The organism is Jiangella gansuensis DSM 44835 (assembly GCF_000515395.1).
Taxonomy (GTDB): domain Bacteria; phylum Actinomycetota; class Actinomycetes; order Jiangellales; family Jiangellaceae; genus Jiangella; species Jiangella gansuensis.
In genome coordinates this window covers 1,678,484-1,692,974 of the sequence record NZ_KI911782.1, presented here as the reverse complement: position 1 = coordinate 1,692,974, position 14,491 = coordinate 1,678,484, and the positions used below count along the sequence as shown (strand labels likewise).

General features: G+C 71.8%; 15 protein-coding genes. 7 read left to right on the top strand and 8 right to left on the bottom strand.

Translation table 11 applies throughout. The features are described from left to right. Positions 1 to 2: 2 nt before the first annotated feature. Positions 3 to 1,613: a Y-family DNA polymerase gene (locus JIAGA_RS0108285; protein ID WP_026875298.1), complete on the bottom strand. Its 1,611-nt coding sequence runs from the start codon at positions 1,611 to 1,613 to the stop codon at positions 3 to 5. Beyond that, the gene (locus tag JIAGA_RS28385) at positions 1,610 to 2,257 is read right to left on the bottom strand and encodes a hypothetical protein (RefSeq protein ID WP_211239573.1); all 648 of its coding nucleotides are present in this window, start codon (positions 2,255 to 2,257) and stop codon (positions 1,610 to 1,612) included. Before JIAGA_RS28385 ends, JIAGA_RS0108285 begins: the two co-directional genes overlap by 4 nt. 696 nt (positions 2,258 to 2,953) lie before the next feature. Between JIAGA_RS28385 and JIAGA_RS0108270 the strand changes: the two genes are divergently transcribed. Genes JIAGA_RS0108270 through JIAGA_RS28380 form a run of 3 tightly spaced genes read left to right on the top strand, consistent with a single transcriptional unit; the run spans position 2,954 to position 6,751 of the window. Then, positions 2,954 to 3,559 (top strand): GNAT family N-acetyltransferase, encoded by a 606-nt coding sequence (locus tag JIAGA_RS0108270; RefSeq protein ID WP_035812265.1) that lies wholly within the window; start codon positions 2,954 to 2,956, stop codon positions 3,557 to 3,559. A 10-nt stretch (positions 3,560 to 3,569) separates the two neighbouring features. Then, positions 3,570 to 5,675 (top strand): prolyl oligopeptidase family serine peptidase, encoded by a 2,106-nt coding sequence (locus JIAGA_RS0108265; RefSeq protein WP_026875295.1) that lies wholly within the window; start codon positions 3,570 to 3,572, stop codon positions 5,673 to 5,675. After that, positions 5,672 to 6,751, top strand: a complete 1,080-nt coding sequence (locus tag JIAGA_RS28380; protein WP_084469557.1) for a mechanosensitive ion channel family protein — start codon at positions 5,672 to 5,674, stop codon at positions 6,749 to 6,751. Before JIAGA_RS0108265 ends, JIAGA_RS28380 begins: the two co-directional genes overlap by 4 nt. Positions 6,752 to 6,844: 93 nt before the next feature. On the opposite strand, the gene JIAGA_RS0108255 is transcribed toward JIAGA_RS28380, so the two are convergent. Beyond that, positions 6,845 to 7,270 (bottom strand): OsmC family protein, encoded by a 426-nt coding sequence (locus JIAGA_RS0108255; protein WP_026875294.1) that lies wholly within the window; start codon positions 7,268 to 7,270, stop codon positions 6,845 to 6,847. A gap of 211 nt (positions 7,271 to 7,481) precedes the next feature. Here JIAGA_RS0108255 and JIAGA_RS0108250 point away from each other — a divergent pair, with 211 nt between their 5' ends. Genes JIAGA_RS0108250 through JIAGA_RS0108240 form a run of 3 tightly spaced genes read left to right on the top strand, consistent with a single transcriptional unit; the run spans position 7,482 to position 9,107 of the window. After that, a complete protein-coding gene (locus JIAGA_RS0108250; protein WP_026875293.1) occupies positions 7,482 to 8,075 on the top strand; it encodes a dihydrofolate reductase family protein in 594 nt (197 codons plus the stop codon). A 48-nt stretch (positions 8,076 to 8,123) separates the two neighbouring features. Continuing rightward, on the top strand, positions 8,124 to 8,510 hold the full coding sequence (locus JIAGA_RS0108245) for a globin (protein ID WP_245597134.1): 387 nt from the start codon (positions 8,124 to 8,126) through the stop codon (positions 8,508 to 8,510). Between the two features lie 51 nt (positions 8,511 to 8,561). Next, positions 8,562 to 9,107 carry a hypothetical protein gene (locus JIAGA_RS0108240; protein WP_026875291.1) on the top strand — a complete coding sequence of 182 codons (546 nt, stop codon included), beginning with the start codon at positions 8,562 to 8,564 and terminating at the stop codon, positions 9,105 to 9,107. Between the two features lie 82 nt (positions 9,108 to 9,189). On the opposite strand, the gene JIAGA_RS0108235 is transcribed toward JIAGA_RS0108240, so the two are convergent. Beyond that, positions 9,190 to 9,702 (bottom strand): mycothiol transferase, encoded by a 513-nt coding sequence (locus JIAGA_RS0108235; RefSeq protein ID WP_026875290.1) that lies wholly within the window; start codon positions 9,700 to 9,702, stop codon positions 9,190 to 9,192. 133 nt (positions 9,703 to 9,835) lie between these two features. Here JIAGA_RS0108235 and JIAGA_RS0108230 point away from each other — a divergent pair, with 133 nt between their 5' ends. Further along, on the top strand, positions 9,836 to 11,473 hold the full coding sequence (locus JIAGA_RS0108230) for a glycoside hydrolase family 13 protein (protein WP_026875289.1): 1,638 nt from the start codon (positions 9,836 to 9,838) through the stop codon (positions 11,471 to 11,473). Between the two features lie 60 nt (positions 11,474 to 11,533). On the opposite strand, the gene JIAGA_RS0108225 is transcribed toward JIAGA_RS0108230, so the two are convergent. The 4 genes from JIAGA_RS0108225 to JIAGA_RS0108210 all read right to left on the bottom strand — a co-directional run bounded on the left by JIAGA_RS0108225 (position 11,534) and on the right by JIAGA_RS0108210 (position 14,483). Further along, positions 11,534 to 12,886 (bottom strand): NAD(P)/FAD-dependent oxidoreductase, encoded by a 1,353-nt coding sequence (locus JIAGA_RS0108225; RefSeq protein WP_026875288.1) that lies wholly within the window; start codon positions 12,884 to 12,886, stop codon positions 11,534 to 11,536. Positions 12,887 to 12,985: 99 nt separating this feature from the next. Then, positions 12,986 to 13,633: a DUF8185 domain-containing protein gene (locus JIAGA_RS28375; protein ID WP_051425864.1), complete on the bottom strand. Its 648-nt coding sequence runs from the start codon at positions 13,631 to 13,633 to the stop codon at positions 12,986 to 12,988. Next, positions 13,630 to 14,034: an acyl-CoA thioesterase gene (locus tag JIAGA_RS0108215; RefSeq protein ID WP_026875287.1), complete on the bottom strand. Its 405-nt coding sequence runs from the start codon at positions 14,032 to 14,034 to the stop codon at positions 13,630 to 13,632. The genes JIAGA_RS28375 and JIAGA_RS0108215 overlap by 4 nt, the downstream gene beginning before the upstream one ends. Then, a complete protein-coding gene (locus JIAGA_RS0108210) occupies positions 14,031 to 14,483 on the bottom strand; it encodes an acyl-CoA thioesterase (protein ID WP_026875286.1) in 453 nt (150 codons plus the stop codon). Before JIAGA_RS0108210 ends, JIAGA_RS0108215 begins: the two co-directional genes overlap by 4 nt. Positions 14,484 to 14,491: the final 8 nt, after the last annotated feature.

The following is a 14,491-nucleotide window of genomic DNA, read 5'->3' as shown; positions in this document are numbered from 1 at the left end:
GCCTAGTCATAGCCCGCCTCGATACACCAGCTGCCGTCGGCGTATCTCATCAACCAGGCACGCCCGTCCAGGCCGACGATCTGGAACCGAGCCACCCAGCGCGCGGGTTCTTCCCACCACAACTCCTCCACCGGCCATGGACCCGCCCAGGCCGTGATCGGCTGCCACTCCTCGGCTCCCCCAACGCCTCGCCGAGCCGGCCGGCGGGGGCTGGACGGGCCACCCGGACCGGCGGTGACCGGCCGGAACCGGGCCGGCGGCCCACTCACCGCGCCCCGAGCGGTGACCCACACGGTGCGCCCGGCGTCGTCCACGACGGTGACCGGCAGCGGATCGGTGAAGACCCGGGCCGGCTCCGGTGGCGGCAGACTCCCGGGCCACGGCAGCTCCGCCGAGCGGAGCCCGAGCGGCCGTTCGCCCCACGGGACCAGTGCTTGCCGATCGGCCGGCGCCCGGCCACCCTGCACCGCCGGCACGGCCACGGCTTGATGACCCAACATGCCCTGTACCCGCGCCACCGCCCGCTCGACGCGTTCGTCGGTGCCACCGCCCCACAACCCATCGGCGTGAGCGGCCGTGGGCTCGACGGTCTCGGGAACGAAGCGCACCAGTTCGACCGGCGCGCTGACTCCTGGCCCGCCCGGCATGCCCTGGAGCTGCCCACGCAGCTGCCAGTGCACGCGGTCGACCAGATCGGCGGCGCCGAACCACCGCGAATGCGCCCAGCAGCGCGCGGAGGTCACGTCGTGGTCGCACTCGGCTTCGATCCGCACCTCGGTGCAGACCAGCCCTCGGTCGGCCAGCTGGGCGGCGAACCGCTCCGCGGTCTGACGCACGCTGAAGCACACGGCCTCGACCGTGGTCAGCGCGGGTTCGAAGCGGACCTGGCAGGCAAGGTCGGGTGGCGGGGTGCGGGAGCCGAGGAGTGAGGTGTCGTCGCCACGGGCGAGGCTGTGGATCTTGGCGCCGTACCTGCCGAACCGAGCCTGGACGTCACGGCCGGGCACCTGGGCGAAGTCACCGAGAGTGCGCAGCCCCAGCCGGCGCAGCAGGCCGGCCACGTCGGCGTCGTCGATGACCCCGATCGGGAGGTCACGCAGGAACGCCGCCGACCCGCCGGTATCGACCACGTGGGTGTCCTGGGGTTCGGCTCGTCTGGCCGCCTGCTCGGCGGTGAACAGGTCGTCGGCCACGCCGATCCGGCAGTCCCACACGCCCGACTCGACCAGCCGTTCGGCGATCATCGCCCCCGCGGCGAGCTCGCCACCGTAGAAACGCCCCGGCGCGTGGACCGCCAGCAAACCTGGCCGTAGCGGCGCGACTCCCGGCCGCAGCTCCTCCACCGCCACCAGCACGGGCTCGAACACGCGCGCGTCGCGGTCGGGGTTGTCGTCGACGAGGATGAGCTCGGGGCAGCGCGACTGGGCGTCTCGGCGCCGCATAGCCCGGCGTACGCCTTCGTGTCGAGCCGCCTCGTTGCAGGCCACGACCGTGTTGTGCGCGAGCACGGCGACCGGCTGCTCCGTCCGGATGCCTTCCTCGGCCATCGCCGCCACCACCGGCCAGTCCGGACACCACACCACCAGCACCCGGCGCTTGCGGCCCTCGCTCACCCGGCCACCTCCAGCGCTTCCAGCTCGGCCCCCGACACCGACCCGTCCGGCCCGGGAAGCCACAACCACGCCGACCGTGGACGAGCGCTGGCACCGCGCCCGGACGCCTCGACCTTCACCCGCCGGCCACGCAGATGACCGCCGCCCTGGCCGACCCCCACCCACAACGACGAGGCCACCCGCAACCGGGTCTGCGCCCCCTCCCACTCGCCGAGCACGATCAGCACCGCCCCGTGCCGGCGAGCCAGAGCCACGAGCCTGCGGGCCAGATGACCCGACACCTGGACCGGCGGGCGCACCATGACCACCTCGACCGCGGTCAGCAACACAGCGACCGCGTCGGCCCACTGCTCACCCGGATCGGCGACCACCACGACCCGGTCCAGATCGGCCCCCATGTCCACCGCGGCCAGCACACCCACATCGAGCATCCCGACCACCGCGCACCATGCGCCGGCCGCCGACGCCCCCGCCAGGAGCGCCAACGGCAACATGCCGGCGCCGTCCACGGTGACCACCTGACCGCGACGCAATCCGGTGAGAACCTTGTGCAAGGCGGGCAGCACCGAGATGTGGTCGACCGGCTCGACCGCGAGACCCGCGTTCGCCAGCGCCGCCTCGGCCTGTTCACGCCCCCGATTCATCACTCGCTCATGGTCGAACGCGCGTTCGAAGATGTCAAGCCAAGTGCGCTGGTTCGGACCAGCTCGGGATGCACCGCGTAGGCGTACGGCCAGACGGGTGTGGCGCCCGGAATGACCAGGTGCACCCCCGCGACACGGTGCCGGGCGAGCACGGTGCCGGGCGAGCACGGCGCCGCCGCGCCGGACACGCCCGCTCGAACGGCCAACCCCGATCGACACGCGGGACGACGCTCCTGTCGCCGCTCCCGCCGGCGGCGGGCACTGAGAGGTACCGGCCGGCCGCGTGCAGGTTTGAGAGCAGGCGCGCCCTCAGCGATCGCGCTGCCGACGAACCCGGCGCGCACCGAGCTGCGCCCGAACGCTCGGCCCGCCCGCGAGCCGCACCCGCCCGCCGCCCGCGCCCCTCGGACCCACCTCGGCATCGAACCTGGTCACCAGCATGTGACCGGCCGATCACGAGCGCCCACGAACTGAACGCGCACACGCCCTCAAACCTGCACGCGGCCGACAGGTACACGAAAGGGCGGCCCGTGCGCGGGCCACCAGGAATGACGCATGGTGAAGCGGTAGAACAGCTGGTGATGTCCTCGATCGTCGATGATCACGCGCCGAGCCACTGCCCCTCGACCGGGCCGGACCAGTGGTGACCGACAGCCCGTGGCCCGTCCACCGTCGTCGATGCCGCATCATCGGTAGATGCAGGCACCGACGCTCGAGATCCGCCGCCCGCTGCGCTCCGAGGTCGGCGCCGTCGCCGGCGCCTTGGCTACGGCGTTCGATGCGGACCCCGTCACCCGTCACATGGTTCCCGCTCAGGACTATCGCCGCCGGGTGACGTCGCTGTTCGCCTTCGAGACGCTGCTCGCCCCGCGCGGGTCGTGGGTGGCCGTCGCCGACGGGGCCATCGCCGGCGCCGCGCTGTGGGGCCTCCCGGGCCACAAGCCGGGGCTGCTGGCGACGCTGCGGCACAGTCCGTTGCTGCTCCGCGCGTTCGGCCGGGCGCTTCCGGCCGCATACCGGGGGCTGCAGGTCATCGAGTCCGCCCACCCGAAGTCGCCACGGCACTGGTATCTGCAGACTCTCGGCGCCGCGGTGCCCGGCCGCGGCGTCGGCGGCGCGTTGCTGCGCCACGGCCTGGCCCGGGCCGACGCCGACGGACTGCCGACGTACCTGGAGTCGTCGTCGCCGGCCAACGTCCCCATCTACGAGCGGTTCGGCTTCCGGCCCACCCGCGACATCGTGTTGCCCGGCGGCCCCACCCTGACCGCCATGTGGCGCGAGCCCGTCAGTTCCCCCGGTTAAGGTCGAACACGTGGCTTCCGACATCTCGACCTATCCGCCCGCGCCGCGCGGTGACGACGCCGACGTCCTGCACGGCATCACGGTGCCCGATCCGTACCGCACGCTCGAAGACGAGGCCGACCCGGCGACGCAGGCGTGGTCCAAGGCGCAGGCCGTCCTGCTCGACGAGCACCGCGCCCGCTGGGGTCAGCGCGAACGCTTCCACGCCCGGCTGGGCGAGCTGCTGCGTTCGGGCTCCGTCGGCTCTCCGGTGTGGCGCGGCGAGCGGCGCTTCCACACCCGTCGCGCCCCCGACCAGGAGCACGCGGTCCTGCTCGCCACGGGTGCCGACGGTGCCGAGCGAGTGCTCGTCGACCCGGTCGCACTCGACCCCACCGGCGCGACCACGCTGGACGCCTGGCAGCCGTCCAAGGAGGGCGACCTGCTGGCCTACCAGGTCTCCGAGGGCGGCACCGAGGAGTCGGTCCTGCGGGTGCTCGACGTCGTCACCGGTGAGGTGGTCGACGGGCCGATCGACCGAGCCCGCTACTCCCCGGTCGCGTGGCTGCCCGGCGGCACGGCGTTCTACTACGTGCGCCGGCTGCCCGCGGGCTCCGTCCCGCCCGACGAGGACCAGTTCCACCGCCGCGTCTACCTGCACCGGCTCGGCACCGATCCGGCCGACGACGTCGAGGTCTTCGGCGCCGGCAAGCACAAGACCAACTACTACGGCGTCTCGGTCAGCCGCGATGGCCGGTGGCTGGTCATCAGCGCCGCCCAGGGCACCGCTCCGCGCAACGACGTCTGGATCGCAGACCTCGCCGCGGACGGCGCCGACCCGGCTGCGCCGCTGCTGCGCCCCGTCATCGTCGGCGCCGACGCCAAGACCGGCCTGCACGTCGGCCGGGACGGCCGGCTCTACGTCTTCACCGACCTCGACGCCCCGCGCGGCCGGCTCGCCGTCACCGACCCCACCACCCCGGAACCCGAGCACTGGCGTGACCTGCTGCCAGAGGACCCGGAGGCGGTCCTCGAGGACTTCGCGCTGCTCGACGGCCCCGAGCTCGACCGGCCGGTGCTGCTCGCCGCGCGCACCCGGCACGCCGTGTCCGAGGTCACCGCGCACGATCTCGGCACCGGCCAGGCCCTGCACACGCTGGAACTGCCCGGCATCGGCAGCGTCGGCGGCATCTCCGAGCGCCCCGAGGGCGGCCACGAGGCCTGGTTCGGCTATACCGATCACACCGTCGCGGTACGGGTGCTGCACTACGACGCCCGCAACCGGGCCGTCACCACGTGGGCGGACGCGCCGGGCAAGATCGACGTACGGGCCATCACCTCGAAGCAGGTGACCTACCGGTCCAAGGACGGCACCGAGGTCCGCATGGTCATCGTGTCTCCGTCCGACGCACACACCGGCCCGCGCCCCACCGTCCTGTACGGCTACGGCGGCTTCAACATCGCGCTCACCCCGGCCTACTCGGCCAGCATCCTCGCCTGGGTCGAGGCCGGCGGCGTCTGGGCGGTCGCCAACCTGCGCGGCGGCTCCGAGGAGGGCGAACAGTGGCATCGCGCGGGCATGCGTGCGAACAAGCAGAACGTGTTCGACGACTTCACCGCGGCCGCCGAGTACCTGGTCGCGCAGGGCTGGACCACGCCGGAGCAGCTGGGCATCAGCGGCGGCTCCAACGGCGGCCTGCTGGTCGGCGCCGCGCTGACCCAACGGCCCGAGCTCTTCCGAGCGGTCGTCTGCTCCGCGCCGCTGCTGGACATGGTGCGCTACGAGAAGTTCGGCCTCGGCGCGACGTGGAACGACGAGTACGGCACCGCCGCCGACCCCGAAGAGCTGCGCTGGCTGCTCGGCTACTCGCCGTACCACCACGTCCATGACGGCACCGTCTACCCGTCGGTGCTGTTCACCGTGTTCGACGGCGACAGCCGCGTCGACACCCTGCACGCCCGCAAGATGGCCGCAGCGCTGCAGGCCGCCACGGCCGGCGACCCCGCCGAGCGACCCATCCTGCTGCGCGCCGAGGGCAACGTCGGGCACGGCGCCCGGGCCGTCTCGCGCACCGTCGACCTCAGCGCCGACCAGCTGAGCTTTCTGGCCGCCCAGCTGGGTATGGAGGCCGGATGATCCCTCCCGCCGTGATCGCCGCGGCTGCGGTTGTTCCAGCCGCGGCGCTGTCTGCCACCGACGTCACCGACGCGGATCGATTCTCCGGTGAATGGTGGGCCGACGTCCTGCTCGACGTGCCGCTGCGCCTGGTCGTGCTCTTCATGGGGGCGGTGATCCTGCGCTATGTCCTGCACAAGGTCATCACCCGCATGGTGCGACGATCGGTCGAGCGTACGCCGCCGGCGGCCGTCCTCGGCTCCGCCCGCGCGGCCAAGATCGTCTTCGGCGGAACGGGCGCCTACTCCGAGCGGCGGGCGCTGCGGGCCGAGACACTCGGCTCCGTCCTGCGCAGCATCACCACGGTGGTCATCGGGAGCATCGCCGTCGTCATGGCCCTGGAGATCCTGGGCTACTCGGTGGGGCCGCTGCTCGCCTCGGCCGGGATCGCCGGCGTCGCGCTGGGCTTCGGCGCCCAGAACCTGGTGAAGGACTTCCTCGCCGGCGCCTCCATGCTGCTCGAGGACCAGTTCGGCGTGGGAGACGTGGTCGACATGGGCGAGGCCTCCGGCGTCGTCGAAGCGGTGAGCCTGCGCGTCACCCGGCTGCGCTCCGTGGACGGCACAGTCTGGTACGTCCGCAACGGCGAGGTGATGCGGCTGGGCAACTCCAGCCAGGACTGGGCGCGTGCGGTGGTCGACGTGAGCGTCGCCTACGACTCCGACACCACGGCGGTCCGGCGGTTGCTCGAGGAGATCGCGACGCACCTCGCGGAGGAGGACGAGTGGAGCGACCTCATCCTGGAACAGCCGGAGGTGTGGGGCGTCGAGCAGCTCGCCGCAGACAGCATCGTCATCAGGCTGGTCGTGAAGACCCGGCCGCTGGAGCAGTGGAAGGTCGGCCGCGAGCTGCGCGAACGGATCAAACGGCGGTTCGACGCCGAAGGCATCGAGATCCCGTTCCCGCAACGGTCGCTGTGGATCAAGGACGGCGCGAGCGCGACAGCGCCGGCACCGTCGGTACGGACGGCCGATTCACACGACGAGCAGGAACGCAAGGCGCAACGTCCGCCGGCCGGCGAGGCGGGGGGCGCCTGATCACGCTGGCCCCGCCGTCGCCGGTCTGCCGGATGCCGCCCTGCCGGATGCCGGCCTGCCGCGACCGGCCCACCGCACGGCCGAATCGCCGCCTCAGGCGAGCGCGGCGTCCAGGGTGATGGTGGTGCCGGTCAGCGCCTGGCTCACCGGACAGTTGACCTTCGCTTCCTCGGCCGCGGCGACGAAGTCCTCGGCCGACATGCCCGGAACCACGCCGCGCACCGTGATCTTGATGCCGGTGATGCCCTCGCCCGGCTGGAACGTCACGTCGGCCGAGGTCTCCAGCGAGGTCGGCGGGGTGCCGGCCTTGGCCAGACCGTTGGAGAAGGCCATCGAGAAGCAGGCCGAGTGTGCGGCCGCGATCAGCTCTTCCGGCGAGGTCTTGCCGTTGGGTGCCTCCGTGCGGGCCGGCCAGCTGACGTCGTACGTGCCGAGGCCCGACGATTCCAGCGTGACGCGGCCGGCGCCCTCGAACAGGGAGCCCTCCCAGTGCGTGGTGGCGGTGCGGGTCGCTGCCATGACCTGTCCTCTCGTGGTGTGACGTTTCCGAGTCCGGCCCTATCCTCTCCTGCCCGGCCCGCCGTGATCAGGCCGCCCCACCGGAGTTCACCAGGCGTTCCCTCGCCTCACGATTCGAGCAGGTGTCGTGAGATGGGTGGGCCATGCTCGACGTGATCGTCTGAGCTGGTCGTAGGCTCGGGCCGAGGCCCTGCGACCGAAGGAGCCACCCATGCGCACGCTCGTCGTCACCAACATCGTCACTCCGGACGGCCGTTACGCCGGTCCCGGCGACGACGTCATGGCCATGCCGTTCGACGCCGTCTTCGACGACTACAACGCCGAACGGCTCCGGGCCGCGGACACCGTGCTGCTCGGGCGGCGCTCGTTCGAGGGTTTCAGGGCCTTCTGGCCACAGGTCGCCGACGACGGCAGCGCGCGGCCGGTCGAGCGGGAGGTCTCGCGCCAGCTGACGTCGACGGAGAAGGTCGTGATCTCCGACTCGCTGGCGCCGGACCAGACCGCGCCGTGGACCGACACCCGCATCGTCCGGCGCGCCGACGCCCACGCCCAGGTGAAGCAGCTCAAGAGCGGCGACGGCGCCGACGTCCTCGTCTTCGGCAGTCACGTGATGTGGAACGGCCTGCTCGCCGCCGGGCTGGTCGACGAGCTGCACCTGTTGGTCGGCTCGGCGCTGCTGGGTGACGGTGTACCGGTGTTCGAGGGGCACCCGCGGGCGGCGCTACGGCTGCTGGAGGCGCGGCGGCTGGACGATTCCGAGCTCGCCCTGCTCCGGTACGACGCCGCACCGCGACCGGCCGGGTGACGAAGGCCGCTTTGCACGACACACCCCGGCGCGACGACTATGGAAGACGTGACCACGCGCCTGGACAACTTCTACGACGCCGTCGGAGGCCGCGAGACGTTCGCGCGCCTCGTGCACCGCTTCTACGAGGGCGTCGCCGATGACCCCCTGCTCCGCCCGATGTATCCCGAGGAGGATCTCGGACCCGCCGAGGAACGCTTGCTGCTGTTCCTGGAGCAGTACTGGGGCGGTCCCACCACCTATTCCGAGCAGCGCGGCCACCCACGGTTGCGGATGCGGCACGCGCCCTTCACGGTCAATCCGGACGCTCGCGACCGCTGGCTGCACCACATGAAGGTCGCCGTCGACGAGCTGGACCTGCCGCCGGTCTACCGGGCCACGCTGTGGGATTACCTGGAGCGCGCCGCACATTCCATGGTGAATACGTTCGAGTAAGGTCTACGGACCCTCCGGAAAGGGTCCGCATTGCTCGGAAATGCCCCGCTCGTGCGCCGGCGTGCCGTCCGGCACGTCGGCGTCCTGCTGACGGCGCTCGTCACCGGGGTCCTGCTGGTGTCGGCGACGGTGCTGGCGCCGGGCGACGCGGAGAGCGCGCTCGAGCGTACCCTGGCCGCCGCTGACACCGACGAGGGCCAGCTGACCGCGTCCACCGGCATGGACGACGAGTGGGCCGGCTTGGACGAGCGAATCCGCGCGGCGGCCACGGAGTCCGGCGTCGTCGGATCCGTTGTCGCCACCGGCACCAGCACCGCCTACTCCGCGCCCGGGCTTCCCGACGACCAACGGCTCGCGGTGGCCTACGTCGAGGACTCCGGCGCGCACGCCGACCTGGCCGACGGGCGGTGGCCGGACGACGGCGCTCCGGTCGTCGAGGCGGCGGTGTACCGTTCCGCGCTGGAGGCGTTGGGCATCGCCGTCGGCGACACTCTGGAGCTACGTCCTCTCACCGGCGACGACACCCCCGTCCCGGTGACGGTGGTGGGCGCGTACGTGCCGGCCGACGCGGCACCTCCCCCCGCCACCCCCAAATGATCACGTTCGGCATGGGTGTGTTCGCTTCACCAGGCATGCTTGCCCATCAGAGTGGGAGAACGCCTGGGGCGGGCCGACGCGGCTAGCGGCCGCGGGTGACGACGCCGCGGATGAACGCCGCCTGGCCGACATGCTGCGCGTCGTCGTCGATGACGCTGACCAGCCGGACGCCGAGGCTCACCGGTGGGTCCCAGCGTTCGTCGACGATCCGGTCGAGGTCGGCGTCCGTGAGCTGCCGCACATAGGCGACGGTGGCCTCGTGCACCGCGTCGTGGTAGTCGGTCAGCAGCGCCGGGTCGGACACTGTCACGGCGGCGACGTCCTGGCTGCGGTGCCCGTAGCCGGTCGCCCCCGGCGGGAACGGCAGCCCGAACCGCTCCGCCCAGCCGCCGGCCGTCCACCGCTGCTCGTGGCCGGCGGCCTCGGCCACGTGGTCGTCCTGGACGCGGGTCAGGTGCCAGACCAGCCAGGCAATGGAGTTGGCGTCGTCGTCGACCCGGAATGCCAGCTCGTCCGGCGTCAGCCCGCCGACCACGTCGTGAACCCGTTCCCGGATCCGGCCGAAGCCGTCGACGAGCACGTCAGAAGCTCTCACGTGGGTTGCTCCTCCGTGGGTGATGGTGTGCGTCCTGGCCATGACACCACACCCACCGCACGTGCTGCGGCTGGACGCCGCAGGCGCAGCGGACTTCACGAATGGCCGGGAAGCTGTTCTAGGGTGGTGTTCCGTGACTCAGGCTTCCCGTGACTGGTGGAGAGACGCCATCATCTACCAGGTCTACATCCGCTCCTTCGCAGACGGCACCGGCGACGGCGAAGGCGACATCGCCGGTCTCCGTGACCGGCTCCCCTACCTACGTGACCTCGGCGTCGACGCGCTGTGGATCAACCCGTGGTACCCGTCGCCGCTCAACGACGGTGGCTACGACGTCGCCGACTTCCGCGACATCGACCCGCGCTTCGGCGACCTGGCCCAGGCCAAGTCGCTGCTCGACGAGGCACACGGGCTGGGCCTGAAGATCCTGCTGGACATCGTGCCCAACCACAGCTCGTGGGACCACCAGTGGTTCAAGGATGCCCTCGCGGCCGGGCCGGGGTCGCCCGAGCGGCAGCGCTACATCTTCCGCGACGGCACCGGCCCCGACGGCAGCCAGCCGCCGAACAACTGGCGCAGCGTGTTCGGCGGGCCGGCGTGGGAGCGGGTGACCGAGCCCGACGGCTCCCCCGGCCAGTGGTACTTCCACATCTTCGACGTCTCCCAGCCCGACTTCGACTGGGAGAACCCCGAGGTCAGGACCGAGTTCCTGGACATCTTGCGGTTCTGGTTCGACCTCGGCGTCGACGGGTTCCGCATCGACGTCGCGCACGGCATGGTCAAGGACATGGACGGGCCCGACCTGCCGTATGAGGACTCCGGCCTGCTCGACCGCCCGAGCATCGCCGATCACCCCTTCTTCGACCGCGACGGCGTACACGACATCTACCGCGGCTGGCGCGAGATCGCCGACTCCTACGACCCGCCGAGGCTCTACGTCGCCGAGGCGTGGGTCGAGCCGGCCGAGCGGCTGGCCCGCTACCTGCGCGACGACGAACTGCACAGCGCGTTCAACTTCGAGTACTTGAAGTCCGCCTGGTCCGCCGCCGAGCTGCGCCGCTCGATCGACAGCTCCATCACCGTGCTGGCCTCGGTCGGCGCCCCGGCCACCTGGGTGCTCGAGAACCACGACGTGGAACGGGTCGTCACCCGGTACGGCCGCGACAACACCGGCGCCGGCACCGGCTCCACCCGTATCGCCATCGGCCCCACCGACCTGGACCTGGGCACGCACCGGGCGCGCGCCGCCGCGCTGCTCATGCTGTCGCTTCCCGGCGGCGCCTACATCTACCAGGGCCAGGAGCTGGGCCTGCCCGAGGTACTGGACCTGCCGGAGGAGTCGCTGCAGGACCCGGTGTGGGAACGTTCCGGTCACACCGAGCGGGGCCGCGACGGCTGCCGGGTGCCGCTGCCGTGGACCGTCGACGGGTCCTCGAACGGCTTCGGGTCGAACGGGTCGTGGCTGCCGCAGCCGGCCGGTTGGGGTTCGCGGTCGGTCGAGGCAGCCGAGGCGGACCCGGACTCCATGCTCGCGCTGTACCGGACCGCCCTGCGGCTACGCCGGTCCATCCCGGCCGTCGAGCCGCTGAGCTGGGTCGACACCGACGCCGAGGTGCTGGCGTTCCAGCGCGGCGGCAGCTTCGCCTGCGTCGTGAACTTCGGTGAGGCGCCCGCCACGCTGCCGGCGCACCGGGAAGTACTGCTGACCAGCGGGCCGCTGACCGAGGACGGGGCGTTGCCCACCGACACGGCCGCCTGGCTGGCGATCTAGGCGCGTACCGATGATCGACAGGGAGCCGCTACCCCTGGAGCGGTAGCGGCTCCCTGTCGATCACTCCGGTGCCCCTGCGGTGGTGCCACGGCGATCGCGTGCCCCGAGCGTGGCCGCGACGAACGCCTCCCGCGGATGCTGCACCGACTGCAGCGACACGATGTCGCGCCCGTGGATCAAGGCGGCGATCCAGACGAGCAGCACGCGGACCTTCCGTTCCCACGTCGGGACAGCCAGCACGTGGTAGCCGCGGTGCATCAGCCAGGCGAGCAGGCCCGTGACGACGATCCGCCGGTACTGGAAGATCCCCTTGCCCAGCCCCAGGGTCGCCACCGTGCCGAGGCTGTGGTGCACGTACGGCTTCGCCTTCCGCCCGCGTAGGTCGGCGACGAGGTTGGCGGCCAGCCGCTTGCCCTGCCGGACGGCGTTCTGGGCGTTCGGGACGGTGAGCGCACCCGGGAGGTCCGACGCGAGGTCGGGGACAGCGGCGTTGTCGCCGGCCGCCCACGCGTCCGGCACCGGGGCGTCGCCCGTCCCGATACGCAGGTCCGCTCGGACCCGGAACAGGCCGCTTTCGTCCACCGGCAGGTCCGTGTGCCGGGCGACGACCGGGTTGCTCTGGTTGCCGGCAGTCCAGACCAGCAGGTGGTTGTCGTACTCCGCCCCGTCCGACAGCACGATGTGGCCGTCGTCGGCCGAGACCAGCTTGGTGCCGAGGTGGACGTGCGCGCCGCGCTCCTCCAGGTGCCGCACCACCCACCGTCCCGGCTCGTCTGTGACCTCGGGCAGGATTCGGTCGCGCGCTTCGACCAGGTGGAACCAGAGATCGCCGGCGCTGAGTTCCGGGTAGTACTTCAGCAGGGCGGTGGCCAGCGACAGCAGCTCGCCGAATCCCTCGACGCCGGTGAACCCGCCGCCGACGAAAGTCACCGTCAGCAGCCTGCGCCGCTCCGGTCCAGGTGGCAGGGCGGCCGCACGCTCGAACGCGGTCAGCAGCCGGTCGCGGATGGCCACGGCCTCCTCGACGTGTTTGAGCCCGATCGCCTCGTCGGCGACGCCCGGGATCGGGAAGGTACGGGTCACCGCTCCCGCCGTGATCACGATGGTGTCGTAATGGAGCTCGCGCTCGGGACCGTCGGGCGGCCGGACGGTCGCGGTCCGGCTGGCGTGGTCGATGTGAACGACGCTGCCCGCGATCAGGTGGGTGCGGCGCAGGTTCCGGCGCAACGACACCGCGACATGCCTGGCCTCGACGGAGCCGGCGGTGACCTCGGGCAAGAACGGCTGATACGTCATGTACGGCCGCGGGTCGACGAGTGTCACCTCCGCTTCGCGCCGGCGGAGCTTCTTCTCCAACCGCCACGCGGTGTAGAACCCGGCGTACCCGCCGCCCACGATCAGGATCCTGCGCATCGCTGCCTCCTTGTGCTCTCACCCCCTACGACTGAGCAGGCATCGCGTTCGTGACAGCTTCGGCCCCTGATGTGACCGCCGGAACAATATCGCCGCGGTTCAGAGGGCGAAGAGGGCCAGACCGGTGCGGGCGAGCATGGTGCCGTTGGGAGCGTCGAGGCGCCACCAGGCACCGACGGAGCGCAGCACGACCTCGCCGGTGTCGTCGGGGGCGCTGAGGAAGCCATACGACGAGGCCGCGTGCGCCAACCGCAACGGCACCCCGGCGGCGAGTTCGCGGTCCCAGATCTCCGCCGCCAGACCTTCGAGGGCGGCCCGGCCGGCCCGTAGCGTCTGACCGTCGGCGACGGACGCCGCGCGCTGGCGGAACTCCTCGACGCCGCGGTCGACGTCGGCGACCACCTCGGTGAGCTTCAGCCGCGCCAACTCGGTCCACCCCGAGCGGGGCGGCAGGCTGCTGGCCCAACGCAGCGCGGGCAGCGCCGGAGGCAGTTCGAACTCGCCGGCCGCGCCGACCGCCCTGGCGGCTAGGGTTCCGGCCTCGACGACGACGTCGAACTCGGCCGGTTCGGCCAACGCCACCGCACGCAAGGCCAGTGCGTCGAACGGTGTCTCGGCGAAGCAGCCGGCGACGGCTCCGTAACCGACGACCCGCACCACGGCGTCTGCCTCGAACTTCGACACCCGGCGGGCGAACAGGGCCAGGTCGGCCGCGGCGGCCGGATGCGCAGGAACGAACGACGTCATGCGGCCGGCTCCAGGAAACGTTCGAGGATATCGCGTTCCGCCGCGCTGACCGGGCGCGGCCGGTCGCCCTTGACGTCGTACGCGACCAACACACCCGTGGCTCGCGCGAAGAGCGTCGAGGCGTCGCTGACCTCGTAGGCGACCTCGAACGACGACGTGCCGATGCGGGTGACCCACACGTGGACCTGCAGCGGTTCGGTACGGAACGGAACCGGCGCGAGGTACTCGATGCTCTGGTGGACGACGACGGATCCTTCGTGCGGGGCGTCGCCGGTGACGAGGTGGCGGTGAGCGAAGTCGACCCGCGCCTCCTGCAGGTACTCGGCGAACGTCACGTTGTTGACGTGGCCGAACGCGTCGAGGTCGTCGAAGCGCACGGAGCACTCGTAGACGTGCCTCATGCGGCCGCCTTCCCCGGAACCGGGCCGTCGAGCTCGACGAACGACTCCAGCACCGCGCGCTCCTCGGCGGCGACCCGGCGCGGGCGGGCGTCGTCGAGGTCGTACGGGACCAGGACCGTGGACGCCACCGCGTACACCGTCCGGCCAGCATCGCCGTCGACGTCCAGGATCTCGTAACCCAGCTCGAATGACGAGTTGCCGACCCGCCGCACCCACGTCTCGACCTGGACCGGCGCGGCCCGGAAACGCAGTGGAGCGTGGTAGCTGATCTCGTGGCGGGCGACCACGACGCCCTCCGCCAACTGCTCGGCCCCCTGCTTCGGCGCGTGCACGAACAGCATGTCCACGCGCGCCTCCTGCAGATAGCGCAGATAGACGACGTTGTTCACGTGGCCGTACGCGTCCATGTCCGCCCAGCGCAGGGGGACGAGCGTGACGTGTCTGGGCACCGCGATGC

Excerpts from the sequence above, each read along its gene's own strand:
- JIAGA_RS0108225 (WP_026875288.1), bottom strand. The coding sequence starts at position 12,886 with ATGCGCAGGATCCTGATCGTGGGCGGCGGGTACGCCGGGTTCTACACC.
- JIAGA_RS28380 (WP_084469557.1), top strand. The coding sequence starts at position 5,672 with ATGATCCCTCCCGCCGTGATCGCCGCGGCTGCGGTTGTTCCAGCCGCG.
- JIAGA_RS0108250 (WP_026875293.1), top strand. The coding sequence starts at position 7,482 with ATGCGCACGCTCGTCGTCACCAACATCGTCACTCCGGACGGCCGTTAC.
- JIAGA_RS28385 (WP_211239573.1), bottom strand. The coding sequence starts at position 2,257 with ATGAATCGGGGGCGTGAACAGGCCGAGGCGGCGCTGGCGAACGCGGGT.
- JIAGA_RS0108270 (WP_035812265.1), top strand. The coding sequence starts at position 2,954 with ATGCAGGCACCGACGCTCGAGATCCGCCGCCCGCTGCGCTCCGAGGTC.
- JIAGA_RS0108255 (WP_026875294.1), bottom strand. The coding sequence starts at position 7,270 with ATGGCAGCGACCCGCACCGCCACCACGCACTGGGAGGGCTCCCTGTTC.
- JIAGA_RS28375 (WP_051425864.1), bottom strand. The coding sequence starts at position 13,633 with ATGACGTCGTTCGTTCCTGCGCATCCGGCCGCCGCGGCCGACCTGGCC.
- JIAGA_RS0108215 (WP_026875287.1), bottom strand. The coding sequence starts at position 14,034 with ATGAGGCACGTCTACGAGTGCTCCGTGCGCTTCGACGACCTCGACGCG.